The sequence below is a fragment of the Tritonibacter scottomollicae genome (assembly GCF_003003215.1).
Lineage (GTDB): Bacteria > Pseudomonadota > Alphaproteobacteria > Rhodobacterales > Rhodobacteraceae > Epibacterium > Epibacterium scottomollicae.
In genome coordinates, this window is the sequence record NZ_PVUF01000005.1 from 190,101 (window position 1) to 205,222 (window position 15,122).

14 protein-coding genes and 1 tRNA gene are annotated in these 15,122 nt (G+C 58.0%); 8 read left to right on the forward strand and 7 right to left on the reverse strand.

Annotation, left to right across the window (positions count from 1 at the left end; translation table 11 throughout):
* Nucleotides 1–321: 321 nt before the first annotated feature.
* Both CLV89_RS10675 and aroQ read right to left on the reverse strand, forming a co-directional pair.
* Nucleotides 322–1,077 carry a LuxR family transcriptional regulator gene (locus tag CLV89_RS10675; protein WP_106163645.1) on the reverse strand — a complete coding sequence of 252 codons (756 nt, stop codon included), beginning with the start codon at nt 1,075–1,077 and terminating at the stop codon, nt 322–324.
* On the reverse strand, nt 1,074–1,523 hold the full coding sequence (aroQ, locus tag CLV89_RS10680; RefSeq protein ID WP_106163646.1) for a type II 3-dehydroquinate dehydratase: 450 nt from the start codon (nt 1,521–1,523) through the stop codon (nt 1,074–1,076). The genes CLV89_RS10675 and aroQ overlap by 4 nt, the downstream gene beginning before the upstream one ends.
* Before the next feature lie 564 nt (nt 1,524–2,087).
* On the opposite strand from aroQ, the gene CLV89_RS10685 reads away from it, so the two are divergent.
* From CLV89_RS10685 to CLV89_RS10695, 3 genes are all read left to right on the forward strand, one after another.
* Entirely contained in the window at nt 2,088–3,125 is a 1,038-nt protein-coding gene (locus CLV89_RS10685) for a phosphotransferase family protein (RefSeq protein WP_106163647.1), read from the forward strand.
* A gap of 138 nt (nt 3,126–3,263) precedes the next feature.
* On the forward strand, nt 3,264–3,965 hold the full coding sequence (locus CLV89_RS10690) for an enoyl-CoA hydratase/isomerase family protein (RefSeq protein ID WP_106163648.1): 702 nt from the start codon (nt 3,264–3,266) through the stop codon (nt 3,963–3,965).
* A gap of 80 nt (nt 3,966–4,045) precedes the next feature.
* Nucleotides 4,046–4,234 carry a hypothetical protein gene (locus CLV89_RS10695; RefSeq protein WP_106163649.1) on the forward strand — a complete coding sequence of 63 codons (189 nt, stop codon included), beginning with the start codon at nt 4,046–4,048 and terminating at the stop codon, nt 4,232–4,234.
* 229 nt (nt 4,235–4,463) lie between these two features.
* On the opposite strand, the gene CLV89_RS10700 is transcribed toward CLV89_RS10695, so the two are convergent.
* Both CLV89_RS10700 and mepK read right to left on the reverse strand, forming a co-directional pair.
* Nucleotides 4,464–4,540: transfer RNA gene (locus CLV89_RS10700), tRNA-Arg, on the reverse strand.
* Nucleotides 4,541–4,729: 189 nt separating this feature from the next.
* Complete coding sequence (mepK, locus tag CLV89_RS10705) at nt 4,730–5,296, reverse strand: peptidoglycan L,D-endopeptidase MepK (protein WP_106163650.1); 567 nt, start codon at nt 5,294–5,296, stop codon at nt 4,730–4,732.
* A gap of 361 nt (nt 5,297–5,657) precedes the next feature.
* Here mepK and CLV89_RS10710 point away from each other — a divergent pair, with 361 nt between their 5' ends.
* The 4 genes from CLV89_RS10710 to CLV89_RS10725 are packed head-to-tail and all read left to right on the forward strand — an operon-like array spanning nt 5,658 to nt 9,945.
* On the forward strand, nt 5,658–7,280 hold the full coding sequence (locus CLV89_RS10710; protein WP_106163651.1) for a L,D-transpeptidase family protein: 1,623 nt from the start codon (nt 5,658–5,660) through the stop codon (nt 7,278–7,280).
* Between the two features lie 37 nt (nt 7,281–7,317).
* Complete coding sequence (gene lpxD / locus CLV89_RS10715; RefSeq protein WP_106163652.1) at nt 7,318–8,391, forward strand: UDP-3-O-(3-hydroxymyristoyl)glucosamine N-acyltransferase; 1,074 nt, start codon at nt 7,318–7,320, stop codon at nt 8,389–8,391.
* 50 nt (nt 8,392–8,441) lie between these two features.
* A complete protein-coding gene (locus CLV89_RS10720; RefSeq protein ID WP_106163653.1) occupies nt 8,442–8,702 on the forward strand; it encodes an acyl carrier protein in 261 nt (86 codons plus the stop codon).
* Nucleotides 8,703–8,736: 34 nt separating this feature from the next.
* On the forward strand, nt 8,737–9,945 hold the full coding sequence (locus tag CLV89_RS10725) for a beta-ketoacyl-[acyl-carrier-protein] synthase family protein (RefSeq protein ID WP_106163654.1): 1,209 nt from the start codon (nt 8,737–8,739) through the stop codon (nt 9,943–9,945).
* Nucleotides 9,946–10,020: 75 nt separating this feature from the next.
* On the opposite strand, the gene CLV89_RS10730 is transcribed toward CLV89_RS10725, so the two are convergent.
* Nucleotides 10,021–10,668: an invasion associated locus B family protein gene (locus CLV89_RS10730; protein WP_106163655.1), complete on the reverse strand. Its 648-nt coding sequence runs from the start codon at nt 10,666–10,668 to the stop codon at nt 10,021–10,023.
* A 518-nt stretch (nt 10,669–11,186) separates the two neighbouring features.
* Between CLV89_RS10730 and CLV89_RS10735 the strand changes: the two genes are divergently transcribed.
* Nucleotides 11,187–12,731, forward strand: a complete 1,545-nt coding sequence (locus tag CLV89_RS10735) for a helicase HerA-like domain-containing protein (RefSeq protein WP_106163656.1) — start codon at nt 11,187–11,189, stop codon at nt 12,729–12,731.
* A gap of 57 nt (nt 12,732–12,788) precedes the next feature.
* Here the strand turns inward: CLV89_RS10735 and CLV89_RS10740 are convergent, their stop codons facing one another.
* Together CLV89_RS10740 and CLV89_RS10745 are read right to left on the reverse strand one after the other, a co-directional pair.
* Nucleotides 12,789–14,114, reverse strand: coding sequence for a branched-chain amino acid ABC transporter permease (locus CLV89_RS10740; RefSeq protein WP_106163657.1), 1,326 nt, complete (start codon nt 14,112–14,114; stop codon nt 12,789–12,791).
* The gene (locus CLV89_RS10745) at nt 14,111–15,121 is read right to left on the reverse strand and encodes a branched-chain amino acid ABC transporter permease (RefSeq protein ID WP_106163658.1); all 1,011 of its coding nucleotides are present in this window, start codon (nt 15,119–15,121) and stop codon (nt 14,111–14,113) included. Before CLV89_RS10745 ends, CLV89_RS10740 begins: the two co-directional genes overlap by 4 nt.
* Between the last annotated feature and the right edge of the window lies 1 nt (nt 15,122).

The following is a 15,122-nucleotide window of genomic DNA, read 5'->3' on the forward strand; positions in this document are numbered from 1 at the left end:
ACGCTAACAGCGGCTCGAAATGACAGCCGACCGAAGCGCGCGCTATCAAGTACCTGATCTGAGATGAAATAGGGAGGGAGTGGTCTCCGGCTGTTGGCGCGGAAGAATACACGCCAACAACCAGACAGGTCAGAGAGCCTTGAAATAGCAAGGTTCGTTTCCCGAAGTCCCTAGGCTAAGCCACCACTCACGGAACAGTTGTATAATGCCGCATAAACACCCGTAGGTGAAGTGCTGTTTTCCTTACCTTGTGAAAGGCTTATCGCATGAAATATTCGCCGAACTGTCACCAGATCGTTTCAATAGACGACAGCCGCGCGCTTAGTATTCGATCGCGTACATCTGATTGTGCAGAGCTGCCTTCAGGATCGCCTGAGCAGTCGTTTCGACCGATAGGGCTTCCCGCGCAAGACGCAGGTGCTTTTCAATGGTCGCGGTGGTCAGCCCCATCAACAACGCGATGTCCTGGGTCGTCTTCCCATCACCCACCCACTGCAGAACTTCGCGTTGGCGCCGCGTCAACCCACGATTGGGGGCGTTATAGGGCAGGGTGAGGATCTTGAGATGGGCGACATTGTTCATCAACACGATGTCCTGCCCATGCTCGGCCCAGATCTGATCCACGTCCGCCTGACGCAATTCGCGGCGTGCCGCCAGGGCGATGGCGCCTTTGAACCGATCCGTCGCGGAGTTGAAGCTGATGGTGTAGCCCGCATGCACGCCCATCTTCTGGTTGAAATCGTGAACCGCCTGCGCCTTGCAATCAAGACGTCCTTGCGCGGCCAACTCATGCGCAATCCCCCAGCTGGCAAAGCCTTCGTTTTGCAGCGCCCAAGTCAGCATCGGCGCGTGAGAGTAGAGGCCATCACCCAAAAATCCGCTCAGGTATTCGGGGCTGTGGTTCGATAGGACGACGAAGTCATCAGGGTCGCCGAGAGACGTCTTTGTCTTGAAAAGGGTATAGCCATAGATCAACCGATCAAACCCGAACCGGCTCATTTGACGGACGTGGCCATGCCACAGTTCTTCGATCGAATTGCACTGCGTAACGTAGTGAAGATATTCGGACGTGATCATGGATCTTGTTTGCCCGAACAGTGCTGAACAAGCGCATCCAAGGCCAACAGATAGCCGAACGCCCCAAAACCACAGATCTGCCCGATCACCGCCTTGGAGATGTAGGAGGTCTGCCGGAAGGCTTCACGCGCATGAATGTTCGACAGATGCACCTCGATCGTGGGCAGCTCAACCGAGTAGATCGCGTCCATCAATGCAACGGACGTATGGGTATAAGCGCCCGCATTGAGGATGATCCCGGCGTGCGTCCCTTTGGCTGCATGGATCTGATCCAGCAACGCACCCTCATGGTTTGATTGAAAGCAGCTGACCTCAACCCCGAGTGTGGTGCCGTGGCGTCGGCATTGATCCTCGATCATCTCCAACGTCTCGGACCCATAGACCTCCGGCTGACGGGTCCCCAGCAGGTTCAGGTTCGGGCCGTTGAGGATCAATACGCGCGTCATTTTCTGTCCTTTCAGGGCATCGACCAGTATCAGCGTGATCGCCCATCGTGTTCTTCTTTACCCGTTGATCGTAGCTCCTGCGAACACAGGCACAACGAACGTATTCTGCACTTCTGCTCCAGACCGCGAACCGGTTGAAGGCGTTAGAAACATGCTAATGTTTTTCATAAAATGCCATGCTGGCAAAGGAAGAGCCAGTTTCACGAATATTTTGATCCACCCAAACGCGAGAGTCGAGGGGGAAATACGCGCGAAAGGCTGTCAGTCATGAGGCATCTGCACGGGGGCACCTCGTATCCTGACAGAGGGTGTGATCTGGTATGACGTGACGTCGCCATTCCACCCCCTACGTTGTACCGGGGCCGTCCGGCTGACATCCTCGTCATCAGATGTCCGCCGCGCGCGTCAGGTTCCAGCAGGGGATCATCGGGTATCGGGGAGCTCGCATTGAGCAGAACACCATCGCAGCCAACCCTGCACTTGTGTCGTGTAACGCCGTGGTATCTGGAGAGTTTCGTTTGTTTCTGGTCACTTGCAAGTGACAGTTGATGCAGGAGTTTTCGCATGAGTACCTCCACGGCGCAGCTCGACACCGAAGCCGTCGCGCGCTTTGTCTCGGGAAGATTGCCGGGGTTCACAGAGGCTGTGACTGCGCAAAAGTTTGCAATGGGGCAGTCGAATCCGACCTACCTCTTACAGGCCGGTGACCACAGATATGTTCTGAGGCGCAAGCCTTTGGGAACGCTTTTGAAATCAGCGCATGCTGTGGACCGGGAGTTCCGCGTCCTCACAGCGCTGCGCGGGACTGCGGTTCCAGTTCCAACCGTGCATCTCCTGTGTGAAGACGAGGACATGATTGGCTCTGTCTTCTACATCATGGATCATGTCGAGGGCAGGACGTTCGGCGAACCCCGGCTGCTTGAATTGCCCAGAGCTGACAGAGCTGCAACGCTGGATGAGATGAATCGCGTTCTTGCAGAATTGCATATGATCGATGTGGATGACGTCGGGCTTTCTGATTATGGGCCGCCCGGCAATTATTTCGCGCGGCAGTTGGCCCGCTGGTCCAAGCAGTACCACAGCTCGCAGACTGTTCGCATCGATGCGATGAACGCGCTGATCAGAGAATTGGAAGCCACTCTGCCAGAAGATGATGGTCAGCGAACGCTGGTACACGGGGATTTTCGGATCGACAATATGATCTTCAGCCCGGACGGGCGACAGTGCCGCGCCCTGCTTGATTGGGAGCTTTCTACGCTTGGCCATCCCTATGCGGATCTCGCCGGTGTGATCATGCAGTGGCAAATGCCGCCCGGCAGCGACGGCCGTGGGCTTGCCGGCGTGGATCGTGCCGCTGAGGGGCTGGTCACTGACACGGCCTTCGTTCAGGCGTACTGCGACCGGCGGGGCCTGACGGGAATTCCCGATTTTGGTTTCTATCTCGCGTTCAGTTTCTTTCGCATGGGGGCGATCCTGCAAGGGGTTTTGAAACGCGCTATGGACGGTAATGCGTCCAATCCAGAACAGGCGCAGAAGCTTGGCAGTTATGTTCCGCAGTTCGCGCGCGCCGGGCTGGATGCGCTCGAGAAACCGGATCTTTAGGGCCGCAAACCCATACAATTGAACGCGTCTTCCCCTGCGTTGGTAACACATTGGCAAACCTCAAGGTCCAGAGTCGGACGTGGTGGGCGTACAGCTTTTTTCTGCATACGCCGTTGAATCGGGAATTTTGGGGGCAATATGGAACGCGACGAATGGCTCAACCGCCGGCTACATGGTGATGGGGTGGTTGAACTGCAGCTTGGACACGCACCGGAAAACCAACTAACACAGGATTTTCTGCGGGATTTCACACTTCAAATCAAAGAGCTGTCCGTCGATCCTGATGTGAAGTCCATTCTCCTCAGCAGCCCGTTCAAGGATTTCTCAACCGGCGTTGCACCTGATGCAAGTGCGGTTGGAGCGGATCTGAACGCGGCCTTTCTTGCACTTTACGCATGTCCGAAACCGGTGGTGATCGCCTCTGTCGGTCTCTGCTCCGGCGCCGGCATGTTCTTTGTTCTTGCCAGCGATGTGCGTGTCGCGCACGCGCGTGCAGGTTTCGAGATGACTGAGGTTCAGCTTGGCTCCGAATATCCGATTGCGCTTATGGAGATTGCGCGGGCGTCGCTGGACAGCAACACGCAAAGGCGCCTGATGTTGACGGGGCAACGTCTCGGTCCGATTGCGGCGCGCAATGCCCAAATCATCGAAGTGATCGCTGACGATTTGGAGGACCTGCACGGCTATGCACTGAAGGAGGCACGTAAACTCGCGGCTCTGCCTGCAGAGGCTTTCGCGCGGATCAAATTTGAATTGCGTGCTGGCACGATCAATCGGATCGAAGATCTCTTGGACGCAACGCTATCGCAGGATCAGACCACACCGCGCATGGCGGGCTGACACGGGGATACGACACTTGGCGCCGCCGCTCTGCCGTTGTAGGAAAACGGAAACAAATGGGCTGCAAAAGGCGAGGGACCATGAAGGGAAACAAGATCGAAGTGAGCCGCACGGACGATGGAAAAATCCTCGTCAACAAGGGCACATGGACCGATGTTTTCCCCGAGGACCAGCGAGAGCCATGGGCGCAGTGGTATGAACAGATGCATACACACTACGCCTACGAAGGCTATGCAGACATGGCGAAGGCCTTGCGCGCATTGACGTAGCACAAATCGTGCCCAAGTCCCTCGTGTGTCAGCCTGTACACGGCACAGGGATCACGTCGGGCTGCATCACCCTTCGCGGCGCTGTTTTAGTTTGACCTGCGACTTTGAGAATGTCGCCGACCGCAGTCTGTCAGCGCTGTATGGAACGTATCGCGCGCAAGACTAACAGCATCTTGCCAAGAGGTAGCAAAGGCTGCGCGCTTCGAAAACCGTCAATGTTTTGATGTAATGGCGCACCTGAGAGGATTCGAACCTCTGGCCTCTGCCTTCGGAGGGCAGCGCTCTATCCAGCTGAGCTACAGGTGCGTCTGTGAGGGCGGATATACGCGGATGTCGAAAAGTCTGCAATGAAAAAAACGCGTTATCCGCGAATTCGTTACGCTCATCTCTACGACAACAAGCCGGCCTCAATACGCGGCGCACACGCCAAAACGACAAACGGCGCGCTGTAAGATGACAGCGCGCGATCCCAATACAGGACAGCAGTCTTGACGTTCAGCCGCGCCACGTGCGGACAACGCCGCAATCCATATGCACGAAATTGGAGCCGTAGTAGCGACCAACGCCGCCTGCTTTGCACGCCTGAGCAGCCTGCGCCATCTGACCAACAGAGCGCGAGGCAAGACGCAGATCGGCGGCCTGACCCGACATGTGCAGCGATTTCTTGGCCACACCGCGTGACCGGCTGCGAAGCATCGCGTTGGTTTGCGGGCTTCTATAACCAGACAGCAGGAGGTAGGGCTCGTTGACCTCGAGGAGGTTCAGAGACGCTGACATGATGTCAATCGTGCGCAGATCGATCGACTTGACCTGATCGGTCCGCCAATCGCGCATGAAGTGATTAACTTCCTTGACGGCATCTTTGATATACTTGCCATCAATCCAGTAGATCATATCCAAACGCTCGCCTGTACGGCCTGAATACATGCGAATTCTACGGATGTCGCCGCCTCCGCGAAGGAAGCCGGCGGCCTGAGAGTATGTTGGGGCTGCTGCGACTGTTGTGGCCGCAAATGCCTTCAAGAGTGCTCGACGGGAAAACCCGGTATTTTTTTCTGCCATTGTGATGAGCGTTGTCCCATACGCTTTTGTGGTCACAGGTCCCGATATTTCGGGTACCTTTTTCGCGCCTTTGTTGCGCAGCTGTTGTATGGCACAGCAGGAATCAGCTGCCAACAAATGAATGGCGGGCCATCCGAATGTGGCGTTTTTTCGGCAGAAACTTGCGCAACAGGGGAGGTGAGAGGTCATTTTCCCCCTCATCGCATGGAACAATTCGCGGTTATTGGGGCCTGACGGCATCATCGCCACACCTTCGGTACGCCTGATGCAAATGTGAGTGGACTTGCAAGGGGCCCGTTTACCTACACTCGGATAACGTCTATCCGCACCTCTTGCGTTGTATCTTGGAGTTTATTGAAAGATGTTGCTGGCCTGCGCACCAAAGTTCTCTTCCCTCATCACCGGTGGCCTTCTGGCTGCAGTGCTGGGCGCCTCTGTATTCTTCGCCGACGACGCGGCTGCGTCGTCCACGGGGTTCCGTCAGGCCGTGGCAGAAATGGCTTGGGAGGATGAGGCTGTTGCCTCTTTCTACCGCGAGACCGGCTATGCGCCGCTTTGGACTGCGGACACGCCCGAAGCCAAAGCGCGGCGACAGGCCTTTATGCAGGCGCTGGAAGAGGCCTCAATGCATGGGCTTCCGGATATGTCGCTCCGCGCCTCCGAACTGGTGGCGCAAATGCGAAATGTTCGCTCGACCCGCGATTTGGGCGCGGTCGAAGTGGCCCTGAGCCGGGCGCTGGTCGACTATGCAACCGACCTGCAAACCGGTCTGGTGAATACGCCCTCCTCGATCGACGAAGGGATCGTCCGGAGCAAGCATAAGGTAGACGCCACAGGGTTCCTGAGCGGTATATCGAGCGAGCGCCCCTATGCGTTTCTGCAGAACCTTGTGCCGGCCTCACCCCAATACCGTGCGCTGATGCGTGAGAAGATGCGGCTTGAGGCCCTTCTTAGCGCCGGTGGCTGGGGGGCAATCGTCCCCGTCCGCAAGATGGAGCCCGGCGACACTGGCCCCACAGTGATCGCCCTGCGCAATCGGCTCGTTGCCATGGGGTATCTGAATCCCACGGCGACGCGCAGCTATGACCTCGCGCTTGAGGATGCGGTGCGCCGTTTTCAGGATGAACACGGGCTTGCGGTAGACGGCGTCGCGGGTGAGGGCACCCTGAATGAGATCAATCGCCCGGTGACGGATCGTATCAAATCTGTGCTGGTGGCGATGGAGCGGGAGCGCTGGCTGACTCCGGATCGCGGAGACCGCCATATTCTGGTGAATCTGACCGATTTTGCAGCCAAGATCATCGACGACGGCGAGATCACATTTGAAACGCGGTCCGTCATCGGCAGCAATCGTAGTGATCGCCGCACGCCAGAATTCTCTGACGTGATGGATCATATGGTGATCAATCCAAGCTGGTATGTGCCGCGTTCGATCATCACCAAGGAATATCTGCCGAAGCTGAAAAACAACCCCAACGCCCACAGCTACATCGAGATCACCGATAACCGGGGGCGGGTTGTGAATCGCAACAACGTGGATTTCAGCCAGTTCACCGCGCGCAGCTTTCCGTTCGCGATGCGCCAACCGCCGAGCAGCCGCAACGCGCTTGGTCTGGTCAAGTTCATGTTCCCGAACAAATACAACATCTACCTGCACGACACGCCTCAAAAGAGCCTGTTCGGGCGCGAAGTGCGCGCCTTCTCGCATGGTTGCATCCGCTTGCAGAAACCGTTCGAGTTCGCGTATGCGCTTCTGGCACGGCAATCCGACACGCCGAAGCAGTACTTCCACCAGGTGCTGAACAGCGGCAAGGAGACCAAGGTCACGCTTGAGACCAAGGTGCCCGTGCACATGATCTATCGCACCGCCTTTGTGTCTGAAGATGGGCGCGCAGAATTCCGCCGTGACATCTATGGTCGTGACGCCAAGATCTGGTCCGCGATGGAGCGGGCAGGGGTGGCGCTTCCCGGCGTTCAGGGCTAAGTCTCGGGCCAGGATCCGCTTTTGGAGGAATGGCCCGATGTACACCGTTCGTGAGATCGCCGATGCCCTTGGGGCCGAGGCCGCTGGTGCAGTTGATCTGACCATCACCGAAGCCGCAGAGCCACAGGACGCCGGTCCTGATGCGCTCGCCATGGCGATGTCACCCAAATACGCCGAGGCGCTGTCTGCAGGCACAGCCCGCGCTGCACTCGTCTGGGAGGGGGCCGACTGGCAAGGCATGGGGCTGGACGCCGCGATCTTTGTCGTCCGTCCGCGCCTCGCCATGGGCGGTGTCACGCGTATGCTCGACCCTGGGCAGCGTGAAACGCCAGGCATTCATCCCTCCGCGGTCATCGACCCGACCGCCGTGATCGAACAGAATGTCACCATCGGCCCACTTGCTGTGGTCGGCCCCAACGCCGTCATCGGCGCAGGGAGCCTGATCGGCGCGCATTGTTTCATCGGTGCGGATGTGACCATCGGCGTGGACGCCAACCTTCGCGAAATGGTCTCGATCGGGGCGCGGGTCACCATCGGGGACCGGTTTCGTGCCCAGCCCGGAGCGCGTGTGGCCGCGGATGGTTTTTCCTATGTGACGGCCGAGACCTCTGGCGTCGAGAACGCGCGCAAGACTATGGGCGATCAGGGCGAAACAGAGACACAGCCCTGGCTTCGCATACATTCACTTGGGTCTGTAAGGATCGGAAATGACGTTGAAATCGGCGCCAACTGCACGATCGACAACGGCACGATCCGCGACACGGTGATCGGCAATGGTACCAAGCTCGACAACCAGGTGCACATCGGCCACAACTGCCGCATCGGTGATGATTGCCTGCTCTGCGGACAGACGGGTCTGTCCGGGTCGGTCGACGTCGGCAACAATGTGGTGCTGGGTGGCCAATGCGGCGTCGCTGACAACCTCTTTATCGGCGACCGGGTGATTGCCGGCGGCGGCACCAAGATCCTGTCGAATGTGCCCGCGGGCCGTGTCGTAATGGGCTACCCTTCTGTGAAGATGGACACCCATACGGAAATGTACAAAGCACAGCGCCGGCTGCCACGGCTGATGCGCGATCTCGACGCATTGAAAAAGGCTGTTTTCAAATAACCTTTCAGTCAGTAAACCTCAGGCAATCTCATCTCCCGCAGGAGCCGCTCATGAGCACGCAGGATAAGGTCATCGCAATCATCGCTGAGCAGGCGGTATTGGAGCCCTCGGATGTAACCCTCGACAGCACGCTGGAAGATCTCGGCATCGACAGCCTGGGCCTCGTTGAAAGCATCTTTGCGATCGAAGAAGAATTCGACATTACCATCCCCTTCAACGCCAACGAGCCTGAGCAGAGCGATTTCGATATCTCGACTGTCGCCGCCATCATCGCCGGGATCGACAAACTGGTCGCCGAAAAGAACAGCTGATCGCACTGGGTGTCATCGGACAAGAGGACTTGCCATGAAACGCGTTGTGATCACCGGCGCCGGAACCATCAATGCGCTCGGACATACGGTTGCCAAAACCATGGAATCCATGCGCGAAGGCCGATGTGGCATTGGCGACCTGGATTTTCGTGACGTTGATCGGCTTGCCATCAAGATTGGCGGTCAGGTCCGCGATTTCGAGGCAGAAGGCCGCTTCAACCGGCAACAGATGGTTCTCTATGATCGCTTTACCCAATTTACGCTGGTTGCAGCGGGTGAAGCGATCCGTCAATCGGGCCTCGAGTTCACGGGCGAGCTGGCCGCGAAATCAGGTGTTGTTCTTGGCACCGCCGGGGGTGGAGTGTCCACTTGGGATGACAACTATCGTTCCGTCTACGAAGACGGAAAGAACCGGGTTCATCCCTTTGTTGTCCCCAAGCTGATGAACAACGCGGCGGCCAGCCATGTGTCCATGGAATATAACCTCAAAGGGCCCAGCTTTACGGTCTCGACCGCCTGTGCGTCCTCCAACCATGCCATGGCGCAGGCTTTCCAGATGGTCCGCAGCGGCATGAGCCCCGCGATGGTGACCGGCGGGTCGGAATCGATGCTCTGTTTTGGCGGGGTGAAGGCCTGGGAAGGGCTACGCGTCATGTCGAAGGACGCCTGCCGCCCGTTCAGCGCAAATCGCAACGGCATGGTTCAGGGCGAAGGCGCCGGGGTCTTTGTGTTCGAGGAATACGAACATGCAAAGGCCCGCGGGGCAGAAATCCTCTGCGAAATCGTCGGCTACGCCATGAGCTCTGACGCCGCCGATATCGTGATGCCCAGCAAACAGGGCGCCGCGCGTGCAATCTCCGGCGCGCTGAAGGATGCGCAGATCAATGCGCAGGACGTGGGCTATATCAACGCCCATGGTACTGGCACCGCGGCCAATGACAAGACTGAATGCGCCGCCGTGGCCGATGTGTTTGGCCCGCATGCCGACAATCTGATGATCTCTTCGACGAAATCAATGCATGGCCATCTGATCGGCGGCACCGGTGCGGTGGAGCTGCTGGCCTGCATCATGGCGTTGCGCGACGGTGTTGTCGCCCCGACCATCGGCTATGAAGAGCCCGATCCGGAATGCGCGCTTGATGTGGTGCCGAACGAGGCGCGGGAAGCAACGATTGATGTTGCGCTCTCCAATGCGTTTGCCTTTGGGGGATTGAACGCTGTCCTGGCGCTGAAGCGAGTCTGACCCTCTACTCAGAACAAAAAACGCCCACCTGAGGTTTGATCCTCGGGCGGGCGTTTTTGTTTCAGGACCCGGTTCTTACTGCTTCACGACATCCACAGCATTGAAGCCCGCGGTGAAGCCCTTCAGCGACATCGGCACAGAGACCGTGGTTTCCGGCGAAGGAGCAGGGCGCAGGCTGAAGACCGCTTCGCTGCCTTGTTTGAACGCATTGATATCTGCTTCTGTCAGGCCAATCTGTGCGACACAGCCGGCTTTATTGCAGAAGGAGAAGTTGTAGCGCTTGCCCGGCGCGCCATCCACAGAGACGGTCAGACCTGCCGGCAGCAGGGTTTCCAGCGGAGCGATCACAGTCGCGCCAGCCACCGCTTGGCCGCCACCGGACGTGTCGATGCGGAACAGCGAGACTTCTGCCACGGGGCCGCCTTCTTCGTCGACAAGAACCTGGAGCAGCGAGCAAGGATCTTCATCCGACTGGGTGTTGACGCAAGCCAGATCCCAATCGCCGAATTTCTCCTTTGAGTACCGCTGCCCGACGCGCAGTGCCGCATCGGCGGGTGTGCCAAGATCCAGCAGCTGGTCTGCATTCGGCGCGGGCGCTTCTGCATCTTGCTCTGCAGTTTCTGCAGTCTGATCGGTTGTGTCCTGATCCGTCGTCTCTTGCGCAACCAGCGGCGACGCCGCGAGGAGGAGGGCAAGGGAGACCGAGCTGAGGGATTTCAACATGAATGCCTCTTTTGTTTGAATCTATCTTCGCCATTTAACATGGCATCCTGCAAGTGTCAGGGGAATAACAGCAGTAAATGGGGCAAATGACTGATTTCCGCCGATGTTCTACAGCTTGGATACTCAATCAACCTTCCAAAAGACAGCGCTGACAGGCCAGACATCGAAAAAGGGGGCCGAAGCCCCCTTTTACGTAGATATCTCCCCGTCGGACTGGCCGACTTAGTTATTGTTCAGAACGTTACGAGCGAAAATCGTATCGGTCAACATCCAATAGAAAAAAAATGATATTACAGCCAAAGCACCCTTTTGGCGGTGTTCTACTATGGAATTATGACAGATTGTGTCGCACCCTCGCGTCGAGACAAAAAAAGGCCGTGCACTAAGGCACGGCCAGTCTGACAGGGAGGAAGTGTCCGTTGATCCAACCGCATTCGAACCATCGGACCTCTTAACGCTGGCAGACAAAGGTTAACAATGTATTTGGGTGAATACGCGCCTTGAGGAGTTCAGCAGGCATGCCAAAGGAAGTTTTCATCGGCGGAGGGGGCGAAAGCTATGCAACGCCACAGTACCTCAGCCTAAAGTATGCCAATCGGCATGGGCTGATTGCCGGTGCGACGGGAACCGGTAAAACGGTTACACTTCAAATCCTTGCGGAGAGTTTCTCGAGCGAAGGCGTGCCGGTAATCCTGGCGGATGTCAAAGGAGATCTCTCCGGTTTGGCAAAATCGGGCAGTGCGGATGCCGCGCTTCACGACCCCTTCGTTAAAAGAGCGAAAAAAATAGGATTTACCTCGTTTGACTACCATTCGGTGCCCGTCACCTTCTGGGATCTCTTCGGAGACCAGGGGCATCCCATGCGCACAACCGTCGCTGAAATGGGGCCGCTGCTGCTGTCACGCTTGCTGGAATTAAGCGACGCGCAAGAGGGTATCCTGAACATTGCCTTCCGTCTGGCCGACGAACAAGGGCTGCCGCTGCTGGATCTCAAGGACCTGCAAGCCTTGCTGGTTTGGGTCGGTGAGAACCGCGATAGCCTGTCGTTGCGATATGGAAATGTGTCGACCGCCTCGATCGGGGCGATCCTGCGTCGGCTGCTGGTTCTGGAAAACCAGGGCGGGGCAAGCATGTTCGGGGAACCGGCGCTGGACCTTCAGGATCTGATGCGAGGTGATGATCTTGGACGCGGTATGGTTAACGTGCTTGCCGCAGACAAGCTCATGGCCTCGCCCAAACTCTATGCAACGTTCCTGCTGTGGTTGCTGAGCGAACTGTTCGAGACGTTGCCAGAGGTCGGTGATCCGGACAAACCAAAGTTGGTGTTCTTCTTTGATGAGGCCCATCTATTGTTCGACGACGCGCCCAAGGCTTTGATAGACAAGGTCGAGCAGGTGGCTCGCCTCATCCGCTCCAAAGGGGTCGGCGTGTATTTCGTCACCCAATCCCCGGATGACATTCCCGAGGACATCCTTGGTCAGCTGGGCAATCGGGTCCAGCATGCGCTGCGTGCATTCACCGCCCGAGACCGCAAAAAACTGAAACTGGCGGCAGAAACATACCGCGAAAACCCCAGATTCTCGACCGAGGGCGCCATCCGCGATGTGGGCGTGGGCGAGGCGGTCACCTCAATGCTGGAGAAAAAAGCCGTGCCCGGCGTGGTCGAGCGCACGTTGATCCGGCCGCCCTCCAGTCAACTGGGGCCCATCACACCATCGGAACGCAGGGCGGTGATGCAGGCCTCGGTCATGGCGGGCAAGTATGATGCGAGTGTTGACCGTGAGTCCGCATATGAGATTTTGAAGGCCCGCGCCGAAACAGCGGCACGCGAGGCGGCTGCGGCGGAAGAACAGGCAGAGACTGCTCCGGACCCGATGGTCCGAGAATTCAGCGCCGCCCGTCGCTACAGCGGCAGCCGGGTTGGACGGTCCACATCGCGCCGCATCGGGGGCGCAGATACGATCGCTTCTGCCATGTCAGAAGCAGTGATCAAGGAGCTGAAAGGCACAACCGGACGGCGCATCGTGCGCGGCATCCTTGGCGGGTTGTTTAAGGGGCGCTGACCGGGCGCAAGCACGCGGAAAACGGAAAACGCCGCCCACAGAGGGCGGCGTTTTTTGTTACTTTTCAGGGATCAAACCGCGTGGGCTAAACCTGAGAACCAGGAGCAATATCAAGCCCATCGTAAACAGTCGCATATGCGCCGCGCTTTCCAGAAGATGGGCGCGAAGCCCGCTGTCTTCGGCCATGCCAGAGGTGATCATTTCGATCACCAGAACGCCAAGCGGCTCGACCTTGATCCACAGGAACCAGACCAGAAGCCCGCCCAGTACCGCGCCAAAGTTATTGCCCGAACCACCAACAATCACCATGACCCAGATCAGGAAGGTGAACCGCAGGGGGTTATAGGTGCCCGGCGTCAGCTGACTGTCGAGCGTGGTCATCATCGCGCCCGCCACACCACAGATGGCAGATCCGAGAATGAAGATCTGCAGGTGACGGCGGGTGACGTGCTTACCCATTGCGTTTGCGGCCACCTCATTGTCGCGGATCGCACGCATCATCCGACCCCATGGGCTCTTGAGCGCCATTTGCGCCATCCACAGCAGCACCAGCAGAACGATCGCGAAGAGAGCCGAATACCCCAGTTTCACATAGATCGTTGACGCGGTGGTTGCATCGAGACCCCAGGACGCCGCCTTTTCGACAAAGGCCGGATCAGCTTGCAAATCGACCTCGTAGGGCAGTGGGCGGGGCAGGCCGACCACATTCTTGACGCCACGTGACAACCAGTCCTCGTTCTTGAGAACTGCAATGATGATCTCTGCAATCCCCAGCGTGGCAATCGCGAGGTAGTCAGAGCGCAGTCCCAGCGCGGTCTTGCCGATCAGCCAGGCGACGCCCGCCGCCAGCAGACCGCCCAAGGGCCAGGCCATCAGAACCGGCAGCCCAAGACCGCCAATATTGCCTTCAAGGGCGGCGTTGATCCCCTCGACGGCCTCAACCCCCGGATCAAGAACCGCACGGTAGATCACAAAGCCGACAATCAGAATGGCCAGCATGGCCGCAGTGCGTGCCAGCCCGGCGGTCATTTTCTGGTAGGCAAGGATCGCAAGGCCGATGGTCGCGGCGCCAAGCACCAGAGCCAGCAGGATCTGCTGGCCGCCCGCCTCCCATGCGCCCGGCGTGGGCGACATGGAGGTGAGAACCACGGCAAGCCCGCCGAGCGCAGTGAAGCCCATGATGCCGACGTTGAACAGACCGGCGAAGCCCCATTGCAGGTTCACCCCAAGCGCCATGATCGCGGAGATCAGACCCATATTGAGGATCGTCAGCGATGAATTCCACGAGCCGGAGAAAACACCAAAGGCAGTGGTTGTCCCTTCCAGCACCAGCAGCAGGCCGACGCCGACGAACAGAAGCGTATGTTTCAAAGTATCGCTCATACTGCTTTCCCCTTGAAGATACCTGTGGGTTTGAACAGCAGCACGATGACAAGGATCGCGAAGGACACCGCGAATTTATAATCGGTGCTCAGGAGCTGCGCGAGCCCGTCCGGCGCCAGGCTTTCGGGCAGGATGTACCCGCCGACCTTTTTCCAGGCGTAGGTGATCATGACCTCGCTCATGGCGATGACAAAACCGCCGGCGATCGCGCCGAGCGGGCTACCAAGCCCCCCAACGATGGCCGCCGCAAAGATCGGCAGGAGCAACTGGAAGTAAGTGAACGGTTTGAAAGACTTATCAAGCCCGTAAAGCGTGCCTGCGATCGTCGCCAGTGCCGCCACGATCAGCCAAGTGATGATCACCACACGCTCCGGATTGATGCCTGACAGCAGCGCCAGATCTTCGTTGTCGGAGTAGGCGCGCATGGATTTACCGGTACGGGTCTTGTTCAGGAACCAGAACAACAGCGCCACCACGATGATTGCAGTGATGACTGTAATGCCTTGTGAAGTCTTGATCGCAAGCCCCTCATCGAGGCCGGTCATATTCTTGAACGCCCGGGCCTTGATGATGAAACGCTCGCCATCGCCGAACCGCTGATCGCCGGGGCCGATGATAAAGCGCACGAGCCCGTTCATCATGAACATCACCCCAAGCGAGACCATGACGAACACCACGGGCTTGGCCTTTTGCTCGCGATAGAATTTGAACACGGCCCGGTCCGTGACCACCACAAGCGCCATGGTGAAAACAATCCCGATGGGCAGGGCGAGCAGCGCCGTCGGCAGGGGCCCCGCAGAGATCCCCCAGGACTGAAACAGCCAGGTGAACAGGATCGTGACCATGGTCCCAAATGCCATGGTGTCCCCATGGGCAAAGTTTGAGAACCGCAAAATCCCGTAGATCAGCGTCACCCCGAGCGCGCCAAGCGCCAGTTGGCTGCCATAGGCGATGCCGGGAATGAGCACGAAGTTTGAAAGCGCCACGAAGGCGTTGAGGAAATCCATC

Bases quoted from the DNA above. Each gene is read 5' to 3' on its own strand.
- aroQ (WP_106163646.1), bottom strand. From the start codon at position 1,523: ATGACGCGCGTATTGATCCTCAACGGCCCGAACCTGAACCTGCTGGGG.
- lpxD (WP_106163652.1), top strand. From the start codon at position 7,318: ATGTACACCGTTCGTGAGATCGCCGATGCCCTTGGGGCCGAGGCCGCT.
- CLV89_RS10735 (WP_106163656.1), top strand. From the start codon at position 11,187: ATGCCAAAGGAAGTTTTCATCGGCGGAGGGGGCGAAAGCTATGCAACG.
- CLV89_RS10740 (WP_106163657.1), bottom strand. From the start codon at position 14,114: ATGAGCGATACTTTGAAACATACGCTTCTGTTCGTCGGCGTCGGCCTG.
- CLV89_RS10675 (WP_106163645.1), bottom strand. From the start codon at position 1,077: ATGATCACGTCCGAATATCTTCACTACGTTACGCAGTGCAATTCGATC.
- CLV89_RS10745 (WP_106163658.1), bottom strand. From the start codon at position 15,121: ATGGATTTCCTCAACGCCTTCGTGGCGCTTTCAAACTTCGTGCTCATT.
- CLV89_RS10710 (WP_106163651.1), top strand. From the start codon at position 5,658: ATGTTGCTGGCCTGCGCACCAAAGTTCTCTTCCCTCATCACCGGTGGC.
- CLV89_RS10695 (WP_106163649.1), top strand. From the start codon at position 4,046: ATGAAGGGAAACAAGATCGAAGTGAGCCGCACGGACGATGGAAAAATC.
- mepK (WP_106163650.1), bottom strand. From the start codon at position 5,296: ATGGCAGAAAAAAATACCGGGTTTTCCCGTCGAGCACTCTTGAAGGCA.
- CLV89_RS10690 (WP_106163648.1), top strand. From the start codon at position 3,264: ATGGAACGCGACGAATGGCTCAACCGCCGGCTACATGGTGATGGGGTG.
- CLV89_RS10730 (WP_106163655.1), bottom strand. From the start codon at position 10,668: ATGTTGAAATCCCTCAGCTCGGTCTCCCTTGCCCTCCTCCTCGCGGCG.
- CLV89_RS10725 (WP_106163654.1), top strand. From the start codon at position 8,737: ATGAAACGCGTTGTGATCACCGGCGCCGGAACCATCAATGCGCTCGGA.
- CLV89_RS10685 (WP_106163647.1), top strand. From the start codon at position 2,088: ATGAGTACCTCCACGGCGCAGCTCGACACCGAAGCCGTCGCGCGCTTT.
- CLV89_RS10720 (WP_106163653.1), top strand. From the start codon at position 8,442: ATGAGCACGCAGGATAAGGTCATCGCAATCATCGCTGAGCAGGCGGTA.